General features: G+C 35.3%; 15 protein-coding genes, 1 tRNA gene and 1 riboswitch. Of the genes, 11 read left to right on the top strand and 5 right to left on the bottom strand.

Going from position 1 to position 23,219, the window contains the following annotated elements; genetic code table 11:
- Positions 1 to 82 precede the first annotated feature (82 nt).
- On the bottom strand, positions 83 to 1,324 hold the full coding sequence (locus G600_RS0105735) for a hypothetical protein (protein WP_027431090.1): 1,242 nt from the start codon (positions 1,322 to 1,324) through the stop codon (positions 83 to 85).
- A gap of 79 nt (positions 1,325 to 1,403) precedes the next feature.
- Positions 1,404 to 1,614, bottom strand: a riboswitch (cobalamin riboswitch).
- Between the two features lie 126 nt (positions 1,615 to 1,740).
- Between G600_RS0105735 and G600_RS0105730 the strand changes: the two genes are divergently transcribed.
- Entirely contained in the window at positions 1,741 to 2,721 is a 981-nt protein-coding gene (locus G600_RS0105730) for a 3'-5' exonuclease (RefSeq protein ID WP_027431089.1), read from the top strand.
- 57 nt (positions 2,722 to 2,778) lie between these two features.
- On the opposite strand, the gene G600_RS0105725 is transcribed toward G600_RS0105730, so the two are convergent.
- On the bottom strand, positions 2,779 to 3,747 hold the full coding sequence (locus G600_RS0105725; protein WP_027431088.1) for an MraY family glycosyltransferase: 969 nt from the start codon (positions 3,745 to 3,747) through the stop codon (positions 2,779 to 2,781).
- A gap of 237 nt (positions 3,748 to 3,984) precedes the next feature.
- Here G600_RS0105725 and glgB point away from each other — a divergent pair, with 237 nt between their 5' ends.
- The 4 genes from glgB to G600_RS0105705 all read left to right on the top strand — a co-directional run bounded on the left by glgB (position 3,985) and on the right by G600_RS0105705 (position 11,403).
- Positions 3,985 to 5,985: a 1,4-alpha-glucan branching protein GlgB gene (glgB, locus tag G600_RS0105720; RefSeq protein ID WP_081669423.1), complete on the top strand. Its 2,001-nt coding sequence runs from the start codon at positions 3,985 to 3,987 to the stop codon at positions 5,983 to 5,985.
- 80 nt (positions 5,986 to 6,065) lie between these two features.
- Positions 6,066 to 9,173: a DUF6240 domain-containing protein gene (locus G600_RS0105715; RefSeq protein ID WP_027431086.1), complete on the top strand. Its 3,108-nt coding sequence runs from the start codon at positions 6,066 to 6,068 to the stop codon at positions 9,171 to 9,173.
- 154 nt (positions 9,174 to 9,327) lie between these two features.
- Entirely contained in the window at positions 9,328 to 10,893 is a 1,566-nt protein-coding gene (locus G600_RS0105710) for a flagellin N-terminal helical domain-containing protein (protein WP_027431085.1), read from the top strand.
- 45 nt (positions 10,894 to 10,938) lie between these two features.
- Positions 10,939 to 11,403: a flagellar export chaperone FliS gene (locus G600_RS0105705; protein ID WP_027431084.1), complete on the top strand. Its 465-nt coding sequence runs from the start codon at positions 10,939 to 10,941 to the stop codon at positions 11,401 to 11,403.
- Positions 11,404 to 11,693: 290 nt separating this feature from the next.
- Here the strand turns inward: G600_RS0105705 and G600_RS13875 are convergent, their stop codons facing one another.
- Complete coding sequence (locus G600_RS13875) at positions 11,694 to 13,088, bottom strand: D-alanyl-D-alanine carboxypeptidase family protein (protein WP_051195384.1); 1,395 nt, start codon at positions 13,086 to 13,088, stop codon at positions 11,694 to 11,696.
- 187 nt (positions 13,089 to 13,275) lie between these two features.
- Here G600_RS13875 and trmB point away from each other — a divergent pair, with 187 nt between their 5' ends.
- Positions 13,276 to 13,914: a tRNA (guanosine(46)-N7)-methyltransferase TrmB gene (gene trmB / locus G600_RS0105695; protein ID WP_027431083.1), complete on the top strand. Its 639-nt coding sequence runs from the start codon at positions 13,276 to 13,278 to the stop codon at positions 13,912 to 13,914.
- Between the two features lie 113 nt (positions 13,915 to 14,027).
- Here trmB and G600_RS0105690 read toward each other — a convergent pair whose 3' ends face one another.
- Entirely contained in the window at positions 14,028 to 15,473 is a 1,446-nt protein-coding gene (locus tag G600_RS0105690; RefSeq protein WP_051195383.1) for an AI-2E family transporter, read from the bottom strand.
- Positions 15,474 to 15,964: 491 nt separating this feature from the next.
- Between G600_RS0105690 and G600_RS0105685 the strand changes: the two genes are divergently transcribed.
- From G600_RS0105685 to metG, 5 genes are all read left to right on the top strand, one after another.
- Positions 15,965 to 16,037: transfer RNA gene (locus tag G600_RS0105685), tRNA-Lys, on the top strand.
- A gap of 254 nt (positions 16,038 to 16,291) precedes the next feature.
- Positions 16,292 to 17,167 (top strand): DUF5685 family protein, encoded by an 876-nt coding sequence (locus G600_RS0105680; protein WP_027431081.1) that lies wholly within the window; start codon positions 16,292 to 16,294, stop codon positions 17,165 to 17,167.
- Positions 17,168 to 17,197: 30 nt separating this feature from the next.
- Positions 17,198 to 17,947 (top strand): J domain-containing protein, encoded by a 750-nt coding sequence (locus tag G600_RS13870; protein WP_034245696.1) that lies wholly within the window; start codon positions 17,198 to 17,200, stop codon positions 17,945 to 17,947.
- 145 nt (positions 17,948 to 18,092) lie between these two features.
- Entirely contained in the window at positions 18,093 to 19,955 is a 1,863-nt protein-coding gene (locus G600_RS0105670) for a DUF885 domain-containing protein (RefSeq protein WP_027431080.1), read from the top strand.
- A gap of 240 nt (positions 19,956 to 20,195) precedes the next feature.
- Positions 20,196 to 22,199, top strand: coding sequence for a methionine--tRNA ligase (gene metG, locus G600_RS0105665; RefSeq protein WP_027431079.1), 2,004 nt, complete (start codon positions 20,196 to 20,198; stop codon positions 22,197 to 22,199).
- Positions 22,200 to 22,333: 134 nt separating this feature from the next.
- On the opposite strand, the gene rsmA is transcribed toward metG, so the two are convergent.
- Positions 22,334 to 23,212, bottom strand: a complete 879-nt coding sequence (rsmA, locus tag G600_RS0105660; protein ID WP_242826357.1) for a 16S rRNA (adenine(1518)-N(6)/adenine(1519)-N(6))-dimethyltransferase RsmA — start codon at positions 23,210 to 23,212, stop codon at positions 22,334 to 22,336.
- Positions 23,213 to 23,219: the final 7 nt, after the last annotated feature.

Below are 23,219 nucleotides of genomic sequence, written 5' to 3'. Positions count from 1 at the left end.
GTACAAGGATTAGTAAATTTCATCTATCTCTTTTATTTTATCTATTCAAGTTTAAATCAATTAAGTTTAAATCATAGTAATTTTACTTAACTGCGTTTTTCTTAGCTGTAACAACTAAAAGTACTGCTGAAGCTGCCATAAGAATTACGAAAACATTTGCCATAGAATTATCAGCTGCTTTTACATCTGAAGCACTAGTTTCTGATGTAGAAACCGTATCTTGATTAGCTGCAACTTGGCTAGCTTCTACTGTATTAGCTGTAGCAGTTTCAGTTTCTGTGTTAGTATCTACAGTTGCATCAACTAAATTGCCATACTGAAGATATGCAGCAAGACCAGTTAAGGCATCTCTTGAAGAGTAAATGCTGTCATCTCCATAATATGTAAAAGCACCTGCTGTTGTAGTAGACTTAAAGTTTTCTACAAGAGCGTTATACTTAATAGCTGCTGCAGTTGCATCCCCATATTCTGAAAGGAATGCTAAAGAAAGAGCTGTTGAATCTGGATTTAGGGCACCCCATGAATAAACGGCACCAGTTTCTGGATCTGTATAAACTGTTCCATCGCTTGTTGCTGTTGTAGATGTGTGTTTTGCTACAAGTGAATCAATAATTGCAGCAAATTCAGAGTTTGAGTTATAAAAATCTGTAAATCCGGATAAAACATTACCATCATTATCAGCAGAATAACCCCAGTAAACAACACCGTTAGCATCTGTAATAGCCATAACAGCTTCGTTTAAATTGGCGTTAATAGTTTCATAATCAGTTAAATTAGCGCTATAACTTGAAAGACAAGCATGTATTTCACTAATTAAGTATGGATTAAAATAGTTACTGTCTGAAAGATTAGCAACTGTAACATCCTTTAAAGAATCATTAAATGCAGCGTAGAGGTTAACTCCATTAAAGTTACTTGCATCCTGATTTGTAATATTTACAAGTTCAATAAGTTCTGCATAATTGGCAGCATAGTAACCACTTGTGTTAGAGGCTGGGTTAAGTAAACTACTCTCGCCAAACAAAGTTTTAGCAGTTTCAAGGAAAGTAGAAATCTGACTTGTTACATCTAAACCAACTTGGTTTGCAAGAATTAAGTCTCTAGAAATTGTTCTAAATTCCGAAGAACTTGAAACATTAGTTAAAAGTGCGCTATCTTCTGAAAGTACGTAGCTAGCGGTTTCTTTAGCTAAACTAGTTACTTCTGATAGACTTGGTTGGCTTTCATTGATTGCTGCAAATGTAGTATTAGCCTGGTTAAATACAAGGCCAAGAACTAATACAAGTCCAGCGATAAATGAAAGGCTACGTTTCATTTTTTTCATATTAATTTTCCTCCCGATGAATAATCATCATATGTCAAATCCTCTCACCAGGTGACAAAAAATAAAATTTGCGGGCAAATATCCTGACTTAATGCTTAACCACTTAGTTTTGCCTTCCCAATAAAAAGGTCCTATTAGATATCCCTATATATCTTTTAAGTAAATTAAGAGGACTAATTTACCTGACCTAGATATCAGTGGCTTTTGCAAGTAAGAAAAACTAGTAATAATCATAAACTAAATGTATCAAAATACAGTAGAGTGAGCTGTTACGGATTCTTACCGTATTCCTTGCGCGCAATCTAAGTTTACAGATATAGTTCTAGCAAGTCAATTAGAAAAACGCTTTATTATATTCTAAATATTAGATATAATACCATTAGGTTAGAATAGACCAAGAGGAGCATTAATATTTTATGAATTATATAGTATTGGACCTTGAATGGAACCAAAGCGCTTCCGGAAAGGTTAATTCTTTAGCCCATATGCCCTTTGAAATCATAGAGATTGGCGCTGTAAAGCTAGATTCCAAGCTTAGATACAAGGGTGAATGGCATAGAGTTATAAAACCAAGAGTATATACTAAGCTTCAATCCGCAGTAAGAAAAGTAATTCACTTGACTGAAGGCGATTTAGCTAAAGGTGATTTATTTGAAAATGCTATCACAGAATTTTTAGATTGGTGCGGTGATGATTATAGTTTTGCTATTTGGGGAAGTATGGATTTAACAGAGCTTCAAAGAAACATGAAACACTACGAAGTTCCGATTAATTTTCCAAGGCCCTTTATTTACCTAGATGTTCAAAAGCTTTATAGCTACATGTTTTTGAACGGAAAAGACAAGGTGAATTTAAAGAGTGCCATTCAAGAATTAAAGATTAGAGAGACAGAAGAATATCATTCTGCATTATCAGATGCCCATTATACAGCGAAGGTCTTGCAAAGAATCGATTTAAATAAAGTAGGTCACTACACAAGTATTGATACTTACTTCATTCCTAACACACGTCGTGAAGAGATTTATCAGAATTATGGTGAATATGAAAAATATATCTCTAGAGGTTTTGATACTAGGGAACGTGCGGCTGATGATAGAATTGTAAGAGCTTGTAACTGCATTTATTGCGGTAAGCATATGCGCCGTAAGATTAAGTGGTTTGCTACTAATTCAAAGGTTTATTATGGACTTTTTGAATGCCCAGATCATGGTCTTATAAAGGGACGTTTTAGAATAAAGCAAGCAGATAATGGTCAGTATTTTGCTATTAGAATTATGAAAAAAACGGACACAGTTGGGGCACAAAAAATTAAAGATAAACAAACAAAAGAACGTGAACATAAGCGTTTAAAAAGACAAGCTGAAAGAAGAAATGCTAGAAAAAAAGCTGAGAATTAATATTAATTCTCAGCTTTTTTATTTAGATTAAATGTCACATTTTTACAAAAACAAATCTTAAACAAGGGCATAGATTACTGCAAGTCCAATGATTAACTGAATAATTACAAATCTAATAACCACCTGTGTATCTGACCATTCCTTGTTTTTTCTCATATGGTCATGGATTGGTGTTCTAATATTCTTCATAAAGTTCTTAGTCTTAAATACTCTCATGATTGTAAGTTTAACAAGACCAAGGCCGCCATCAATAATAAGCATAAGTGCCATTAAGATAAATAAGAATGGACTGTGTAGCTTTAAGAATGTAATGGCAATAAAGATACCAATGGCTCTTGAACCGGCATCCCCCATAAGTAACTGACTTGGAGATGCATTAAACCAAAGGTAAGCAAGTAAGCAAACTACCATAAGCATAACGATATGTCTGTACTGCACTTCTAAACTAGCTATTTCGTGGAATAAGACATAAGTTGTTGTAAGTGTAATGATTGAAAGTGAAGCACATAAACCATCTACACCATCAGAGCAGTTAGTAACATTAATACTTGCCCAGATTAAAATAATAATTAAGATGCCATAGACAATTGGATTAAGTGTAATTGTCTTATCAAATAATGCAAGGTTAAAAGTGTTAGGGTTAAAGTGTAGGAAAGTTACTGCAGCTACAATTGAAATAGCTAAATCAATAAGGCCCTTCTTTAATTCACCCCAAGGCTTTGATGAAGCATCATCAAAATAACCTGAAAGCATCTCTAAAATAATTAATACTAAGTAAATGCAAAGCTCAGTATTTACCTTAACGAAAAACAAAGTCGAAATTGTGAAGGTAAGAATAAATACAAGACCTGCGCCTCGTGGCTTACCAACAGACTTTGAACCATTTATAGCAAAGGCTCTACCAGCATCTCGAGGTAGGACTCTCTTTGCAAGTGAAATTGAAACAAATGTTAATGCAAATGCGAAAATAACGCCTAAAAGTGTAATCCACTTAAAGTAGTCATCGCCTAATAAATATATAAACATAATGGCCTCCCATAAGTTTTCTAACTGGTTAAAATTTTTTCACGCGTAAGTATATCACAAAGCTAGAAAAAGGGCAAAAAAATAATGACCTAAAGTCAAAAATAATTAGTAATTATAATTAAAATATGGTAAACTAAAAAAAGTAAAAACGTTTAGTTATTTACACAGGGGAATTATGTAATTAACTATAGAGAAAAATGGTTAATTACGGATAGAAATTAAGAGGTGTTTAGGAAAATGAGTAAGGCTAGAAATACTAATAGCAAGAATAATGGTAAGAATAATAGCAAGACTGTTATTAAAACGAGTACAACTCCAGATTTCAAGGACTTAGAATTTACTGAGGTAGATGCTTATCTTTTTGGAAATGGAACACATTATGAAATTTATAATAAGATGGGCGCTCATCTTTGTACTAAAGATGGAAAAGAGGGCGTTTATTTTGTTGTTTGGGCTCCAAGAGCTAGAGAAGTCTATGTTGTAGGCGATTTCAATAATTGGGATGCTTACGGTTATGATATGAAGAAGATATCTGACGGAGGCGTTTACGAATTATTTATTGAAGGCGCTAAGGAAAATCAATTATATAAGTTCTTAATTATAACTCAAGAAGGAAAGGCTCTTTATAAGGCTGATCCATACGCTAATGCAGCAGAATTAAGACCTGCAACAGCATCTAAGATTACCAATTTAAACAATTTCACATGGAAAGATAGCAAGTGGATTGAAGAGAAGAAGAAGGAAGACCATTTAAAGGTTCCTATGTCAATCTATGAGTGTCATATTGGTTCATGGAAGAAGAAGGTAGAAGATTCAGATGATGGTTTCTTTAATTATAGAGAGATTGCACCTGAACTTGCAGAATATGTATCAAGCATGGGCTATACTCACATTGAGCTTATGGGTATTGCTGAGTATCCTTTTGATGGTTCATGGGGTTATCAGGTAACTGGTTACTATGCACCAACAGCAAGATACGGCGATCCTGAAGACTTTATGTATTTTGTAGATTACATGCATAAAAAGAAGATTGGTGTAATCCTTGACTGGGTTCCAGCACATTTTCCAAAAGATGCCCATGGCCTTGCAAAGTTTGATGGCAGCTGCGTTTACGAGTATGCTGATCCAAGAAAGGGAGAGCATCCTGACTGGGGTACATTAGTTTTTGATTATGAGAAAAATGAAGTCTCTAACTTCCTTATAGCTAATGGCCTTTACTGGGTTGATAAGTTCCACGTGGATGGACTTAGAGTTGATGCCGTTGCTTCTATGTTATACCTTGATTATGGTAGAACAGATGGAAATTGGATTCCTAATAAATATGGTGATAACGGAAACCTTGAAGCTATGAGCTTCTTAAAGCACTTTAATAGCATGCTTAGAAAGAGATTCCCACAGGCAATTTCTATTGCTGAGGAGTCTACAGCTTGGCCAATGGTTTCAGGTGATCCAGATAATGGTGAGTGCTTAGGCTTTACATTTAAGTGGAACATGGGTTGGATGCATGATTTCACAGAGTATATGAAGCTTGATCCTTACTTTAGAAAGTTTAATCACGGCAGAATTACATTTTCATTAATGTATGCATATAGCGAGAACTTCATATTAGTATTGTCTCACGACGAGGTAGTGCACCTTAAGTGCTCAATGCTTGGAAAGATGCCAGGAGATAGGGAAGACAAGTTTGCAAATCTTAAGCTTGCTTACGCTTATATGGCTGGACATCCAGGAAAGAAGCTACTTTTCATGGGTCAGGAATTTGGCCAGTGGAATGAGTGGAGCGAGAAGAAGTCCCTTGATTGGTACTTGCTTGATGATGAGTCTCACAAGGATATGCAGGAATTTACAGCAAAATGTATGAACCTATATAAGAAATATCCAGCCCTTTACGAGACTGACTACGATGATAAGGGCTTTAGATGGATTAATGCTAACGACAAGGACAATAGTGTTTTATCCTTCATTAGAGTTAGTCCTAATAAGAAGAAAAATTTACTCTTCGTACTTAACTTTACACCAATTGAGCGTCCATCCTTTAGAGTGGGCACACCAATTGCTGGCAAGTATAAATTAGTTCTTGGCAATGATGAGGAAAACATGAAAAAAACAATTTCTTCAGTTGAGGGAAATTGTGATGGATATGATAACTCACTCCTTGTAGACCTTGATAAATACGGCATTAACGTTTATGAATTTGATGGTGATGTTAGCCGTTGTTTACCAACAAAAATTAAGTAAAAAACATTAACTTATATTTTAACTCCTTACTTCCGATAATAATCATAGAGATGATTATGTTGGCAAGTAAGGAGTTTTTTATGGCATTAAATATTGATGGAAGCAATTTTGTAAAAAACGAAATTAAGGAAAACAGTCCTTCTATAAATATATTAAATAAAACCCTAGATAACACGGCAGGTGTGAAAGACACATTTGCCGCTGTTGTCGTGTCTAAGGGGGAGAAGAAGATTTCAAGTTCCTATGATGACTTATTAAAGGAAGCTGATGATGTAAAGTCTCAGATTATGCAAAGTGCTACAGATGCTAAGATTGGCCTAAATGCCCTTATGAAGAAGCTATCAGGAAGTGAAGCAGTAGAGCTTGGAGAGGATGGTTATAATCTTACAGATAGCTCTAAAGAAGAGATGCTAAGCATAATTGATAAGATTAGAGTTGAGCTTTCTATGCATTGTAAAAACTATAGGGCATATGGCAATGGAGTTAGTAAGGAGGCTATTGAAAATGCTACAGGCTCGAAGGTCTTAGCCAATAAAATCGAAGATAAATTACAAGGTCTTGGTGTGCAATTAGAGGAAGAGGATCTAAACACAATCCAGGAAAATTTGAATAAATTGGACAAATTAGAAGAACTATCAAGTTCTGCAAAACTCTATATTGTAGAGAATAATCTATCTGCATCTATTAAGGATTTATATACAGCAGAGTTTGCCACAAGCACAAGCGCTAATAGACAAAGTCAGATAAGTGAAGCGGATTTAGATAGCATGAAACCACAGTTAGTGCGCCTAGTACAGGAGTCTGGCTGTGATGATTTATCAGCGGCTTTTGAAAATGCAAAGACACTTTTACGCAGTGACATTGCCGTAACTTCAGAAAACCTTGAAAAGTTAGAGGCTTTAGATTCTTTGAATATTTCAGACATGAAATCTATGCTAGGAAAGGCCTCAGTAATTGATAAAATGCTAGAAAATAAGCTGATTTCAAGGGACTTAGGTGAGATAGATTTAACTAGTAAATCTTCAAAATTAGAAACTGTAGCTGAAAGCTTTGAAGTGGTAAATGACGCTAGTTATAGTGAAGTTGAAAGCTTGCTATCTAGAAATAGAGAATTAACTATTGAAAACCTTAAGCAGGAGATTAGTAGAAATTCTTATATAGATACTGAGCCAGAAGATAACTATGAGAAGGATTTAGAAGTTCTAGCTGATTTCCAGCTAGAAGATGAAATAGATTTTAGAACAAATGAGACAAATAAGGCATATGTAACTTTACTTGAAACTAGAATTCTTATGAGTGTTAGTGCAAGGTCTTTCCTTATTAACAATGCGGCTAAGATTATGACTACACCTATTTCTAAATTAAATGAAGAGCTCTATAAAAATGTCACAACAGCAAGCAATAACATACTTGCTACAGACCTTGATAGGGAGAGTTTGACTAGCTTAGTGGAAACAGAAATGGCCTTAGAAGAGATAAAGGAATCTCCGATATACATTTTCAATAAGATGCTTAATACTAATAGTCAGATTCAGACCATGACTCTTTCTTACACTGCAAGTCTTGCGGGCCAGCTAAAGAAGAGCTTTGACAGATACAATAACACAGTGGAAACTGTGGGAACACAGATTAGGGCTGATCTTGGAGACTCTATAGTTAAGGCGGTTAATAATAGTGCCGAGAGCCTTATGGATAGCCTTGGCCTAGATTATAATCAGGCTAACAAAGACGCTATTAGAATCCTTGCCCTTAATGGTATGGAGGAGACTAAGGAAAATGTAGACAAGATTAAGGAGGTCAACGAGACCCTTAAAAATCTTATTAACAATATGAAGCCAGAGACTGTCCTAAAGATGATTAGAGAGGGCATTAATCCAATGGATGCGGATATTAATGACCTTAATAAGTTCTTAATTTTAGAGAATGACGGGGCAAGTCTATTAAATGAAGAGAAGTTTTCTAAGTTTTTGTATAAATTAGACCAGACAGATAATATTACAAAGTCCGAGAGAAAGATGTTTATAGGTATTTATCAGATGATGAACATTTTTACTCGTGATGCAGGTGAATCTGTGGGCAGGTTAATTAAGCAGGGTAGCTCTGTAACCATGTCTAATTTAATGACAGCTTATGAAAGCAGGAAGCATGCAGGTATTGACGAACTTATTAGTGAGGATACTGGCTTGGCAGAGGTTTCTGGTGAGGTAAATTATTACACTTCTCTATTTATGAATAGCGAGAAACTAATTACTCCTAATACTCTTAAGAAGGTAGATGATAAGTATGGAATCTTAAGTGAAGGGGTGGAGGATTTTGTTAATGACTTAAATAGTGAGTATGACCCAGAACTAGAAAGACAGCTAGATTACCGATATGTAAGGGAGTTAACAGATGCCACTAATTTAGAGGATGGAAGTGCAGAAGATAGGCTTTATGAAGAATTGAAAGAAAACGACATGGCAGTAAATATTGGTAACATAAAAGCTGTCAGTGAGTTTATGCAGTCTTCTAATATTAGTTTGGCAACTTATGAGAACTACAAGTTTGATAAGAATAATAAAATTGATAATCTTGAAAATGTTATTGAAAAAATCGGACATGAGCCAGACTTATCAAATTATATTTCTGAACTTGTAGATGCTAGTAAGGAAGAACTTGAAGCTTTAATAGAAGGAAGATTAACAGATATAAACAATCCAATTGATGCTTCTGATTCTATGCGTAATTTGGCAGAAGATTCAACTATTGATGATCTTGATTACCAGTTGTTTGATATGTATAGAAAGTCCACAAGACAGTTTAATTATATTGCTAATAGAGCTAAAGAAAGAGACTACAAAATCCCCTATATGACTGAAGAAGGCCTAGGAATTATGAATGTGAGCCTTGTTAGTGAGGAGGAAGTATCTAGTCTTGCAATTAAATTAAACAGCAAAACTTATGGCTGCAGTGAGCTTAATTTAGAAGTTAATGACTTATCTGTAAATTTATCTCTTAGCATTGAAAACAGCGACCGGGCATTAGAAACTTTAAAGTCTGATCTAGAGGCTGTATTAAGAAATCAGCATGGATTTACTGAAGTAACTTTTAATGAAATTTTTCAAAATGAAAATAGAAAAAAAGCGACACAAATTCCAACTGAAAGCTTATATGAAATTGCTAGGGATATGGTAACTGTAATGGTTTAGATGCATTTTCATCAAGGATTATTCAAACAATACAAGGATAAAAATGCACTAGTCACGTTAAGAAATGGGAAATAAGTCCGATATATAAAGTACAAGGAAGTTAATACTTGAGATTTTTCACAGGGCGGTGGAGGACAAAAAGTGAGGTTTTACTATGAGAATTAATACTAATATATCAGCCATCGTTTCTAATAACGCTTTGCAAAAAGCGCAGAACGCTTTATCTACCTCAATTGAGAGATTATCATCTGGTTATAAATTAAATAGTTCCCTAGATGATCCGGCTGGATGTGCCATTTCAGAGAAAATGAGAATGCAGATTAGAGGCCTTAATCAGGCTAATAATAATGCCTCTGATGGCGTATCAGTACTTAACACAGCTGAAGGTGCAATGGCAGAGATTCAGTCTATGCTTACAAGACTTAAGGAACTAACAGTTCAGGCAGCCAACGATGTTAACTCTGATAATGAACGTAGATCTATTCAGGAAGAAATTAATAATATCAATTCAGAAATAGATAGAATTTCAGATCAAACAGAGTTTAATACTCAATCTTTAATTAACGGAAATTTAACTCGTCGAGTTTATTCCGACTACCAGGGAGTTAATCAGTTAGAATGTACTGATAACTTCGTAGCTGGTATCTATGGCATTACTGTAACTAGCGATGCAAGACAGGCAGTTGCAGTGGCAAGTTCAACAATCACAATGACAGACACACAAGTAATTGGAGAAGGACAGGCAGGGGGTATTAACATCAATGGCTATATTGTAGACATTGAGGCAGGAGATACTCTAGATACTGTTATGGGAAAAATTGTTACAGGCATGAATAATGCCGGTGGCAGTGCATTTACAATAGTTGACCCTTATTCCAACGACACAAAGACTAACGGTACTGAGTATGCAGGATATGTGCCAGCAACAACTTATAATTCTACATACCTTGTAATGATGACAAATCAGTATGGTTCAGATCAGAAATTAAATATAACTTGTGATAACCAAGAGCTTGCAAATTTACTCGGTATGCCGGCAGCTTATAACGATGAGGTAATCGCAGAAGGAACTGATGTAACTGCAGAATTTTCAACGGTTACAGAGTCAGGAGTTACCTCTAGAGTAGGCTTTGAAAACTCAGCAGTAATGTCTACAAAGGGAACAATAATCACTATTACAGATGTAAATAACAAGGAATTTGTCTTAGATGTTCCAGGAAATGTATCAGGTACAGTATTTAACGATAAGACTAGAAATAGCGGCAAGTCACAGGTTTTAATTGCAGGTTCAGCAGAAGAAATCAATCAGGAAGTAACTGATGTTGGAACATTAAGTGTTCATATAGGAGCTAATCAGGATCAGGTTATTATTATAAATGTACCTGAAATCTCAACTTATACATTAAAGACAGAACATATCAATGTCATGACTGGCTACACAGCTCAGCTCTCAATTGACATTGTAGATGACGCCATTACTAAGCTAAACAAAGTTCGTTCTCAGCTTGGTGCTTATGAAAATAGATTCGAGCACACAGAAAACAACTTAGACGTATCTTCAGAAAATCTTACAAAGGCACTTTCAGTTATGACAGATACTGACATGGCTGAGGAGATGACAGAATACACAAGCTACACAGTAATGACTCAGGCAGCAACTTCAATTCTTTCACAGGCTAATCAAAGACCTGCTGAGGTATTACAGATTTTAAATCAGTAAAGAAACAACTTTGTAAAATATGGACATATTAAGGGAAGGACAGTTATGAATAATGATTTAATTAGAACCTATTCATATAGAATATCACAGGCGAATAGATCTCAATTAGTTGTAGTTATTTATGACTTGGCAATTGACTATTTAAAGGAAGCCTGCCAGTTAGAAAAAGTTGAAGAAAAACGACATAATATTGTAAATGCAGGAAGAGCTATTGATCAATTAATAGTTGGTCTTAACATGGAATTTGATTTATCACAAAATTTGTTTATTATATATAACCACATAAAAAGAAGCTTAATTTCAGCCTCTGTAAAGCTAGACAACGGTGAATTAGAAAGGGTTATAGCTTTACTTAGCAAATTAAGAAAGAGTTTTTATGAGGTTAGTAAAGCGGACGAATCAGCACCACTTATGAAGAATACGCAAAATGTATACGCTGGTTTGACCTATTCTAGACTCGGAGCTTGCGAATCGGTTACAAACAATGCAAACCGAGGCTACATAGTTTAGAAATGTTCCAAAAGACAAGATGTCTTTAAAAATGCTTTTGATGTGCTATACCATAGACTCTCCTTAGGTGGGAGAGGGAACTCCCACCTAGAGAATCTCTTTATAGAACAACTTTATATATATTTTTGGAAAGGGTGATTTAGACACCTTAGTTAAAGTCGCCCAAATTTATTTTTGCTTTCCAGTCCCCCTCATTATAAAAACCCCTGGTCAGGATTTATTCCTGGCCGGGGGCATTCAAATTTATGGTTTATTTAAATTTATAATTTATTTAATTTCTAATTAGTTATTTAGAATCTTAATTTTCTCTTTGAGGCATGTCGTCTTCTACGCCTGCTATTAGAATTATAATTCTTAATTACAAAGGCAAGAATTATTGCAAATGCAATGACACCGAGTAAAATCCAAAGATTAATTCTTAGGCATTTCTTTGCCGTGTAGTTTGAGCTTGAGTCAGACTCCTCTAAATAAGGCAAGAGACTGGTGTTTGTGGAATCGTTTGAGGAAATCGTTAGGGTTGTGGTACCTACTACATTTTCACCAAACAGATACTTTAAATGCACCGTTAAATCTCCGTTGTCGTTAGCTAAGTCATAGTTATCATCAATTGCAACCGTAACGTCTGATGAAGAACCAGAGTTAGGAATTGTAATAAATGAAGCTGTTAAGTTATAGTTTAGAGCTCTGCTTGTAAATACATCTGATGTGTAGATTGTATCGTTTGTTAGAAGCGAGCTTATGTTACTGCTTGAAGTAGTTGTCTTTGTGAAGTTCTCAAAACCCCATTCAAAAAGGGCCTTAGTATCCACAAATCGGCTTGCATCATCTGGCTCCTGGAAGGTTACACAGATTAGTCGCATTCCGTCTTTTTCTGCAAATGTTACAAGAGTATATTGTGATTCGTCTGTAAATCCAGTCTTACCGCCCTTGCAGTATTCATAGTAATATTCCCTACCATAGAGCATCTTGTGACGGTGCTTGAAGGTTCTAGCTGTGTCCGTCTTATTAGTTGCTGGAATTGTATAAGTTGTGTAAGTCGAATCGATGCTAACGAAAGTAGCGTTGTTGTAACAAGCTCTTGCTATCATTGCCATATCATAGGCTGTTGTGTAGTGATTCTGATCAAAAAGTCCACTGGCATTGGCAAAATGTGTATTAAGGGCGCCAACTTCAGAGGCTTTGGCATTCATCATGTCCACAAAGCTCTCTAAATCGCCTGCTACGTGTTCTGCAAGGCCATAGGCAATTTCATTAGCGGAATATAAAAGCATTCCGTATAGGGCCTGTTCAACTGTGTATTGCTCGCCTTCCTTTGTACCAAGGTTGGCATCTTCTGTTATATTGACGGACTCTACAGCTTCCTTTGAAAATGTAACAATGTCGGACATGCTGCAATTTTCAATAGTAAGAAGTCCGGTTAGAATCTTAGTTGTACTTGCGGGATAACATTTCTCATAGGCATTTTTTTCGTAAAGAATTGAGCCTGTATCTGCGTCTATAAGAATACAGCTTCCTGCTGAAACATCTGGGGCACTTGGCCATGTGGTAGAGCTTGTATCTACTGAGGATACTACGCTACCAGTGGATGAAAGAGCTGCAAAGGTCTGTATAGGGCTAGATACTAAAAGAGCGGCTGCGCCAAGTAAAGCTGTGGCACGCTTTAAATAATTTTTGAATCTAAACATGATATTTCCATCCTTTATTCTTTTAACGATTAAATTATCGCAATCATTCTTATTATAGTAACTTTCAAAAAAAGGTGCAACTTACCGTAGCTGAAATCTCTATATTGGCAAAATAGAAAAAATCATATATAATACGAAAGTTACAAAAAATCGTTGGGCCTATGCCCGTTTATTTTTGGAGGAATTAATGAGATTAAGAAATGTACCTGGCGCAAGAGAAGTCATGGTTGAGAATAATTATGTTTTTACAGAACCAATTGGAATGAAGGGAACATGGGCAGAAGTTTTTGGAAATAATAATCCAATCCATATTGAAATTGGAATGGGTAAGGGAACATTTATTACAACACTTGCAGGCTTAAACCCAGATATTAACTATGTTGGAATTGAAAAGTATTCTTCAGTTTTACTTAGAGCTGTAGAAAAGCAGGATGAATTACAGCTTCCTAATCTTCGTTTTATTAGAATGGATGCTGAGGCAATTACAGAAGTATTTGCTAAGGATGAAGTAGATAGAATCTATCTTAACTTCTCAGATCCATGGCCAAAGGATAGACATGCTAAGAGAAGACTTACATCAAGACAGTTTTTTGCAAGATACAATGAAATCCTTAAAAAGGAAGGCAGAGTTGAATTTAAGACAGATAATGTAGACCTTTTTGATTTCTCGTTAGAGGAAGTTGGAGAGGCTAAGTGGAATTTAGTAGATTACACTAGAGACCTTCATCACGAGCCAAGAATGAATGAAGGCAATGTTATGACAGAATATGAGAAGAAGTTTTCAGAGGCAGGTAATGCCATCTGTAAGTTGATTGCCAACAGATAATTAGATAACTTCATTAGATAATTTAGAATAGATACAAAAAAAGCTAGCTAGGAATTTCCTAACTAGCTTTATTTTTATTATCTAGATACATTTTCATAAAAATGTAATTCGGCTTAAATCTCATCAAAGGAATCGTAAGGCTTTACATTGACGTCCTTCTTATTAAGGAAGTGCTGAACTATAAGGTCGATGATGTAGCCAAGCACTGCAACGATTGGAACTCCAAGGAACATTCCAGCAACGCCCCAGAGGCTTCCGCCAACAGTAATACCAAAGATAACCCAAAGTGGCTTTAAACCAATGCTATCGCCAATAATCTTAGGTCCAATAACAAGGCCATCAAGCTGCTGGATAACTAAAATCATAATTGCGTATGGAATTACTAGGAAGATGTTAGTGATTATAATGAATAAACCACCAATAACTCCGCCAATGTATGGTCCAAAGTAAGGAATCATGTTAGTTACACCAACAATAACGCTTATTAAAACTGAATATGGCATTCTAAAGATTGTCATTATGATGAAACAAAGAATACCAATAATTAAGGAATCAAGCGCTTTACCAAAGATAAAGTCAAGGAAAATGGATACGCTGTTTCTAACGATTACACGAACTGAATCTGCACTCTTCTTAGGAAGAATTCCGTAAAGAACTCTCTTTGACTGATAGAAGAGGTTTCTGTGATCTGAAATCATATAAACCGAAACGATAATAGCAATAATGAAATTTACAAGTCCCTTAACAATAAGCATGGATGTATTGAAAATGTATGGCACCATGTTAGTTACGATATTAGATAAGTAGTCTAATATTCTTGGATAGAGACTTTGAATGTAATCATTAACTTCCTTGAAATCTACAAAAGTCCAGTAAGAGTGATTGTTCTCAAAGGTAATGATGTAGTTATAGGCATTGTCATACCATATAGGAAGTTTGTCTATAATTTCCTGTAAACTTAAATAAATCTGTGGAATTACAAAGCCAAGTAAAATTACAACGAATCCAATAGCTATTAAGTAAGCAATAATTATGGCTAAAACTTTTTTTAGCTTAGCTGATTTTATATGAAAGGTTTCTGTAAATACTTTATTATAGAGAGTCTTTACAAGTGGATATAAAACCAATGCAATAAATCCGCCAGTAATAAAAGGTCCAATAAGCTTAAAGAGTTGTGAAATTACCTTAAAGGTAATAGCTAGGTTACCAATAAGCTTAAAAATCAAAATAGAGCATAATACAAAGGCAAGGGCATATATTAATATAGAGAAATATTTATCGCTCTTTATAAAGTGAAACTTATTAGAATCCTCTGTATCATAAACATGATCCTTTTCGTAGTCCCTGGTCTCTTTATTATCTTCTTTCTTATAAGTTGCGTCCTTAGAATTGTCAGGGACAAAATTCTTACTTTTCTTTTTTGAGTAGCCATCTTCAATATCAGATATTTTATCGATGCTCTCATTTAGCCTTTCAATACTGTTTTTTGTTGTGACTTCTTTATCGGTCTCAGTATTATTTTTTTTCTTTGTGGATGAAAAAAAAGAAAATTTAGCCATTTACTGCCTCCAAGTTATATATATTTGTTATTCATAGAGATTATCATATTTGAAATAATAATTGGGTAAAAAGTTTATTTTTTAATTTGCTTTTTATAAATCAAGGGATTTTTTTATAATTTTGCGAAAAATTATTTGTAAAAATTCGACCCTAGTTCTAAAGTTTGAAAGAATAGAATTCAGCGTTTGTGCGGGTTTGAAGCCTTAAAATATCTATACTATTCATTGTAAATTAAAAAAATTCGCAAAAAAACGAAAAAAGGGCTTGCCAAAAAGATAATCATCTACTATAATTACATCTCGTTGGGACACAAGTTCTTACGAACCGGTCTTCTTAATAGATTATAAAGAAATTTGTTAAGACAAGCAACACACTTCATCAAGAAGTTTTCAAGCCACTAAAAAAAATAAAAAAAGTGCTTGACAAACAAAAACTTCTGATGTATAATGAATAAGGTTCTTACAGAGCTAAGAACTGAAAAACAAAATAAGCACCGCTAGCTCAGTTGGTAGAGCACCTGACTCTTAATCAGGGTGTCCAGGGTTCGAACCCCTGGCGGTGCACTGGAAGGTCTTATGATTTAGGAATAACCTAGGTTGTAAGGCTTTTATTTTTTTATTCTGACGGAGCAAGTTGTCAAGACTCGCTCGCTCGATACATTTTCATAATTATTCTTCTTTATATAATTTCCTATAATTTATCTTCCAATTAAAAATTATTATCTAAGTTAAGAAATTTTTAATAAAGCTCTAATTCTATTATAATGGTATTGAGAAAATTGTTGTGTTATTCTTGAAAATGTAAGGAGTGATATGACATGTTTGGATATGTTATTGTTAATAAGCCTGAACTTAAAATAAGAGAGTTTGATGAATATCGATCTTATTATTGCGGTTTATGCCATACCTTAAGAAGTGAATATGGATTTAAAGCCCAGATGACTTTAAGTTATGACTTGACTATGGCAGTGCTTTTATTGACAGCTCTTTATGAGCCTGAGGTTACAAGGACAAGAAGGACCTGCAAAGCACACCCAATAAAAAAGCAGGCAATGAGTGAAAGCATTATTACTAATTATGTGGCAGATATGAACGTGCTTATGTCTTATTATCATCTAGTAGACGATTGGAAAGATGAGAGAAAGATTCAAAGCAAGGCATATGCTAGCTTACTATCAAAGAATGTTAGTAGTATAAAGAAGCGTTATCCTCAAAAGGCAGCAGCTATTGAGGCGGGCCTTAATGAGCTTTCAATCTACGAGCAAGCAAATGAAGATAGCATCATAAAAGTTTCACAAAGCTTTGGTAAGGTATTGGCTGAAGTTTTAACTTATAAAGATGATGAGTGGAAAACTAATTTGCATAATCTTGGAATGGCCTTGGGACAGTTTATCTATATTATGGATGCTTATGATGATCTAGAGAAGGATAAGAAAACTGGAAACTATAATGTCCTAAAGGGCTATGAAAAAGAAGAAGATTTTGATATATTTGTAGAAAATATTCTTAAGGCTCATATGACAGTAGTTGCCCGTGAGTTTGAATTTCTTCCTATACTAGAAAATGCTGAGATACTTAGAAACATAATATACTCAGGGGTTTTCATTAAGTTTGAAGAAGTGAAAAAGCGCAGGGCCGAAAGAAAAAATAAAATTAATAATGATATTAAAAATGAATCGAAAAGTAAAAAATGAATCTAGATAGGATTTATTTTGGAGGTTATAATGTCGGATCCATATCAAATTCTTGGGGTATCAAGAGATGCCTCAGATGATGAAATAAAAAAAGCATATAGAAAATTAAGTAGAAAGTATCATCCTGATGCTAACGTCAATAATCCTAATAAGGAGCAGGCTGAGGAGATGTTTAAGACTATTCAGCAGGCTTATAATCAGATTATGAAGGAAAGAGAAGGTGGCTTTACAGGCGGCTCTTATAGTCAGAATAGATACGGCACAGGTAGATCTAGTAGTTACGGTTATGATGGTGATTACCAGAATTCTAGAGGTGGCCAGTATCAAGACTTTGAGGACTTTGGAAGCTTCTTTGGTTTTGGTCCTTTTGGCTTTGGCGGTTATTACGGAGGCTATCAGGGAGGTCGCTCTAATCAGGCTAATATGAATGGGGACGACCAGACTTCACAGAGACTTAGAGCAGCAGCTAACTACATTAATAATGGTGGTTTTGATGAGGCTATTAATATTCTTAATGATTTAGAGGATAGAGATGCTAGATGGTATTTCTTAGCAGCTAATGCCTATGCTGGAAAGGGCAATCAGGCAGCAGCTATGGAATATGCTAAGAAGGCGGTTTCTATGGACCCAGATAATTTCCAATATAGAAATTTCTATCAGAATCTAGCAAGTGGTGGCAGTTGGTACAATGCAAGACAGCAGTCTTATAGCCCAGCTAATGGTGCTACATCCTGCATGACTTGTCTTGGTACTTGGTTGCTTTGCAATTTCTGTTGTTAAAAATTTTATAAATGATATAATATTTACTAAGAGAATACAAACACATCTAGTTAGAATTGGCTAGATGTGTTTTGCGTTATTAAAGAAAATAATATTTGATTAAGAGTTAGATAACAAGCTTTAGGGTAGAAAAATGGGGGTATTTATGAAGAGAAGATTGAGACTAGCCTTATCTATTATTCTTAGCTTAGTAATGCTTTCTACAACTGCATGCGGCTATAGTGAGTGGTTTGGAAAAGAGGCGGGAGAGTCCTATTTAGTGGGCCTTATAGAGGATGGCCAAGATGGAGAGCTAGATAGTGACACAGCTTCTTCTAATGAGATAGAAGAAGAGCAGGTAAATGAAAGTGAAAGTGAGAGGTTTAACAGCTTCGTTGAGGATTTGTTTGCAGAGGTTATGGGAGATAGCGATTTAGTTAGCTTGCATGCCTATCTTGAACATCCTGAAAATTATGGAATTGAAGACTATGAGAAAAGTTTTGGAAGAACGGATTTTGATAATTTAGGAGATACTTCCTTTTATGATGAAGTTTTAGAAAAGCTTGATGAGTTTGAAAAATCAGAACTTACAAAGAGTCAGCAAATAACTTATGAAGAGCTTTATCTTATGATGAAAAATGAGAAAAACTATGCAGACCTTTACTTGCTTAATACAGATATTGCCCCAACAACGGGTGTGCAAGTCCAGATTCCTATTCTTCTTGCGGAATATAGTTTTGTGGAAAAAAAGGACATTGAAGAGTATTTAACACTTCTATGTGATTTAGATGAGTACTTCGCGGATATTTTAAAATACGAAAAGCTTAGGGCTGACGCGGGATATTTTCTTGAGGATGACCTAGCAGACGAGGTGATTGATACCTGCAATTCATTTTTAGAGACTGCAAAAAGCGAGGACGGAGTTTTAATCTCTAGTTTTAATGAAAGACTTGAGGAGTTTGAAGGACTTACAGAGGAAGAGAAGACTAGCTATAAGTCGGAGAATGTAACTGCTATTAATGAAAATGTAGTGCCAGCCTATGAGGCCCTAGCTAAGGGCGTTGAAGAGCTAAAGGGAAGCTCTAAGTATAGTGGTGGAATTTGTAACTATCCAGATGGCAAGCGCTACTTCGAATATTTAATGAATAAGAGACTTGGCATTGATATGTCAGTGGATGATTATTATGAACTGGGTGAGGATTATGTAGAGGATTTACTTAATCAGATGAGTACTCTTATGTATGGCAATCTTTCGGTTTATAATGGCATGTCAAACTTTAGCTTTAATATGTCAGATCCTGAAGCTATATTAGAGGATTTGCAAAAGCAGATTGTGGAGGATTTCCCAGCTATTGGGGATACAAGTTATGAGGTTAAATATGTATGCGAGGCACTTGAGGATTATGCTAGTCCTGCCATGTATTTCCTACCACAAATTGATAACCTAGATATTAATTCTATCTATATTAATGATGGTTCAGGTGAGAAAGAGATTTATCCAACCCTTGCTCATGAGGCTTATCCTGGTCATCTTTATCAGACTCAGTACTTTGCTTCCCAAAATCCTGACTGGATAAGATATATCTTAGCTCCTGGTGGTTATGTGGAAGGTTGGGCTTCTTATGTAGAGGTTTACTCTTATAACTTTGCAAGTACTGGTAATGAGGATTTAAATAAGCTTATGGGCCTAAATTATGAAACGACTTTAATAATATATGCCCTTGGAGATATTGGGGTTAATTATTATGGCTGGGATTTAGATGAGTTATCAGACTTTGTTACGGATTACTTTAATGTGGGTTCTGATGCTGTTAAGACAATGTATGATGCTTTTGTGGCAAATCCTGGTAACTACTGTCAGTATGCCTTTGGTATGGTGGCAATTGAGGAATTGAAGTCTGAGGCAGAGGACGAATTAGGAGATAAGTTTGATATTTATGAGTTTCATAAGTACATTTTAGATATGGGCCCAGCCCAGTTTGATATTCTTTTTGATAATTTAGATGCTTGGTGTAAAAGCATTAGTTAATAATTAGCTTAGATGTAGAAAACTTTATAGGAAAATGTGTAAAAGCCCCGTAGTTTCTTGATATTTAGTGGAAAGTCTAGAGATTTACGGGGCTTGACATAGCTAATTAAATTAACTATCATTTAAGAATATGTGTACTGGTATATGTTTTTTATAGATACATTTTCAATACGCAATTAATAATGAGTTGATTTCTGCCAATTGGTGGATTAATGCTAATAAATGATAGGAGGAAGATCAATGCCAAAGAATAGAGGAAATTACTATATGACAACAGCTATTGCCTATACATCAGGCAAGCCTCATATTGGTAATACATACGAAATCGTACTTGCAGATAGTATTGCAAGATTTAGAAGACAGCAAGGATATAACGTATTCTTCCAGACAGGTAGTGACGAACATGGTCAGAAGATCGAGGAGAAGGCAGCAGCAGCTGGTGTATCTCCAAAGGAATTTGTAGATGAGGTTTCTACAGAAATTAAGAGAATCTGGGATTTAATGAATACTTCTTATGATAAGTTTATAAGAACTACAGATGAGGACCACGAGAAGCAGGTTCAGAGAATCTTTAAGAAGTTATATGATCAGGGAGATATTTACAAGGGTGCTTACGAGGGTCTTTACTGTACTCCTTGTGAATCTTTCTGGACAGAGTCTCAGTTAGTTGATGGAAAGTGTCCTGACTGTGGACGTGAAGTTAAGCCAGCTAAGGAAGAGGCTTATTTCTTTAAGATGAGCAAGTATGCTGATAGATTAATTGATTATATTAATGAACATCCAGAATTTATTCAGCCAGTTTCAAGAAAGAATGAAATGATGAATAACTTCTTATTACCAGGTCTTCAGGATTTATGTGTATCTAGAACTTCATTTAAGTGGGGTATTCCAGTAGACTTTGATCCTAAGCATGTAGTTTATGTATGGCTTGATGCTCTTACAAACTATATCACTGGTATTGGTTATAATTGCGATGGTGAATCATCTGATTTATTCAAGGCTAACTGGCCAGCAGATCTTCACTTAATCGGTAAGGATATCATTAGATTCCATACAATTTATTGGCCTATTTTCCTTATGGCTCTTGATTTACCACTTCCAAAGCAGGTATTTGGTCATCCATGGCTTATCCAGGCAGATGGTAAGATGAGTAAGTCTAAGGGAAATGTTATCTATGCTGATGATTTAGTAGATATGTTTGGTGTAGATGCCGTTAGATATTTCGTATTACACGAGATGCCATTTGAAAATGATGGTGTAATTTCTTGGGAATTATTAGTTGAGAGAATGAACTCTGAACTTGCTAATACACTTGGTAACCTTGTTAACAGAACAATCTCAATGTCTAATAAGTATTTTGGCGGAGTTGTTAATAAGACAGGTGTTAATACAGATGGTGCAGTTGATGCTGAAGGTAATAGCGCAGATTACGATGCTGATCTTAAGGCAGTAGTTACAGGAACAGTTAAGAAGGTAGAAGATAAGATGGCTACACTTCATGTTGCTGATGCTATTACAGAAGTATTTACATTATTTAAGAGATGTAATAAGTACATCGATGAGACAATGCCTTGGGCACTTGCTAAGGACGAAGCTAAGAAGGAAAGACTTGAAGAAGTTTTATATAACTTAGTTGAGGGTATCACAATTGGTGCTAACCTACTTAAGGCTTTCATGCCAGAAACAACTGAGAGAGTTTTAGCTCAGCTTTATCCAGATAATATGGAAGCAGGTCTTCGTGACTTTGATGACTTAGATAAGTTTGGTTTAAGAGAGTCAGGCCTTAAGGTAACAGAAAAGCCAGAAATTCTCTTTGCAAGACTTGATATTGAAGAAGTTTTAGCTAAGGTTGAAGAGATTCAGGCAGCACAGAAGGCAGCAGCTGGCGGAGTTAAGTATCCAGAAGTTGAAGCTAAGGAAGAAATCTCAATCGATGATTTCGATAAGATTCAGATTAGAGTTGGCGAAGTTTTAAAGTGCGAGCCAGTTAAGAAGGCTAAGAAGTTACTTTGCTCACAGATTAGAGTTGGTGATGAGGTAAGACAGATTGTATCTGGTATTGCTCAGTTCTACAAGCCAGAAGAAATGGTAGGTAAGAAGGTAGCAGTTATTACTAACTTAAAGCCAGTTAAGTTATGTGGTGTTGAATCACAGGGTATGATTCTTGCAGCAAGTGATGATGAAGGTAACTTATCAGTCCTTACAGTTGATAAGGATATTATTGCTGGTAGCGAGATTAAGTAATAAATAATTAGTGGATTACTAATTAATAGGAATAAGAAAAGAGGAGTTCTTAATAGAACTCCTCTTTTTGTATAAAAGCGACATAAATTGCCACTGATAATTTTGTATAAAAGCGACACGCTTGTCTTAATGGTTTATTTAGCAAGTAAGTTAGAAAGCTCTACAAACTGCTCTAAAGTAAGGGCTTCTCCTCTTACTGTCTTTGGAAGGCCCATGCTTTCAAGGGCATTAGCTAAATCTTCCTTTGTTACATTACCAAGACCATTAGATACGCTATTAAGCATTGTCTTTCTTCTCTGAAGGAAAGATGCCTTAATAAGGTTAAATAATAATTTTTCATTCTTAACATTGTAAGCTGGTGTCTGGTATCTATTAAGTCTAATAACTGCTGAATCTACGTTAGGACGTGGCATAAAGCAGCTTGCAGGTACATTAAGTACAATTTCAGGCTTTGCATAATACTGAACTGCAAGGGAAAGAGCACCATAGTCCTTAGTACCAGGTCCTACCTGCATTCTATCGGCAACTTCTTTTTGAACCATGATTGTAATGCTATCGAGAGCTACATGATTTTCAAAAAGTCCCATAATAATTGGGGTTGTAATATAGTAAGGGAGGTTAGCAACTACCTTAATTGGCTTGCCGTTGTTCTTCTCCTCAACAATCTTGTTAATATCAAGCTTTAAGATATCTTCGTTAATAACTGTTACGTTGTCGTAGTATCTAAGGGTATCCTCTTTTAAAATAGGGATAAGCTTAGTGTCGATTTCTACAGCTACGACCTCTCTAGCATTTTCACAAAGAATCTGTGTCATGGTACCAATACCAGGGCCGATTTCAAGGACGAAGTCATCCTTTGTTACTCCCGCTTCTCTAACAATCTTCTCTACAATATTCTCATCAATAAGGAAGTTCTGACCAAACTTCTTTTGAAAATTAAAGCCGTATCTGTTAAGTACAGCAATTGTATTAGTCGGATTGGCAAGATGCATTATATTATCATAATCTGTCATAGTTAAT

The sequence above is a fragment of the Lachnospira multipara ATCC 19207 genome, from assembly GCF_000424105.1.
Lineage (GTDB): Bacteria > Bacillota > Clostridia > Lachnospirales > Lachnospiraceae > Lachnospira > Lachnospira multipara.
The sequence above is the reverse complement of the archived record's forward strand: the minus strand, read 5'-3'. Positions and strand labels throughout refer to the sequence as shown.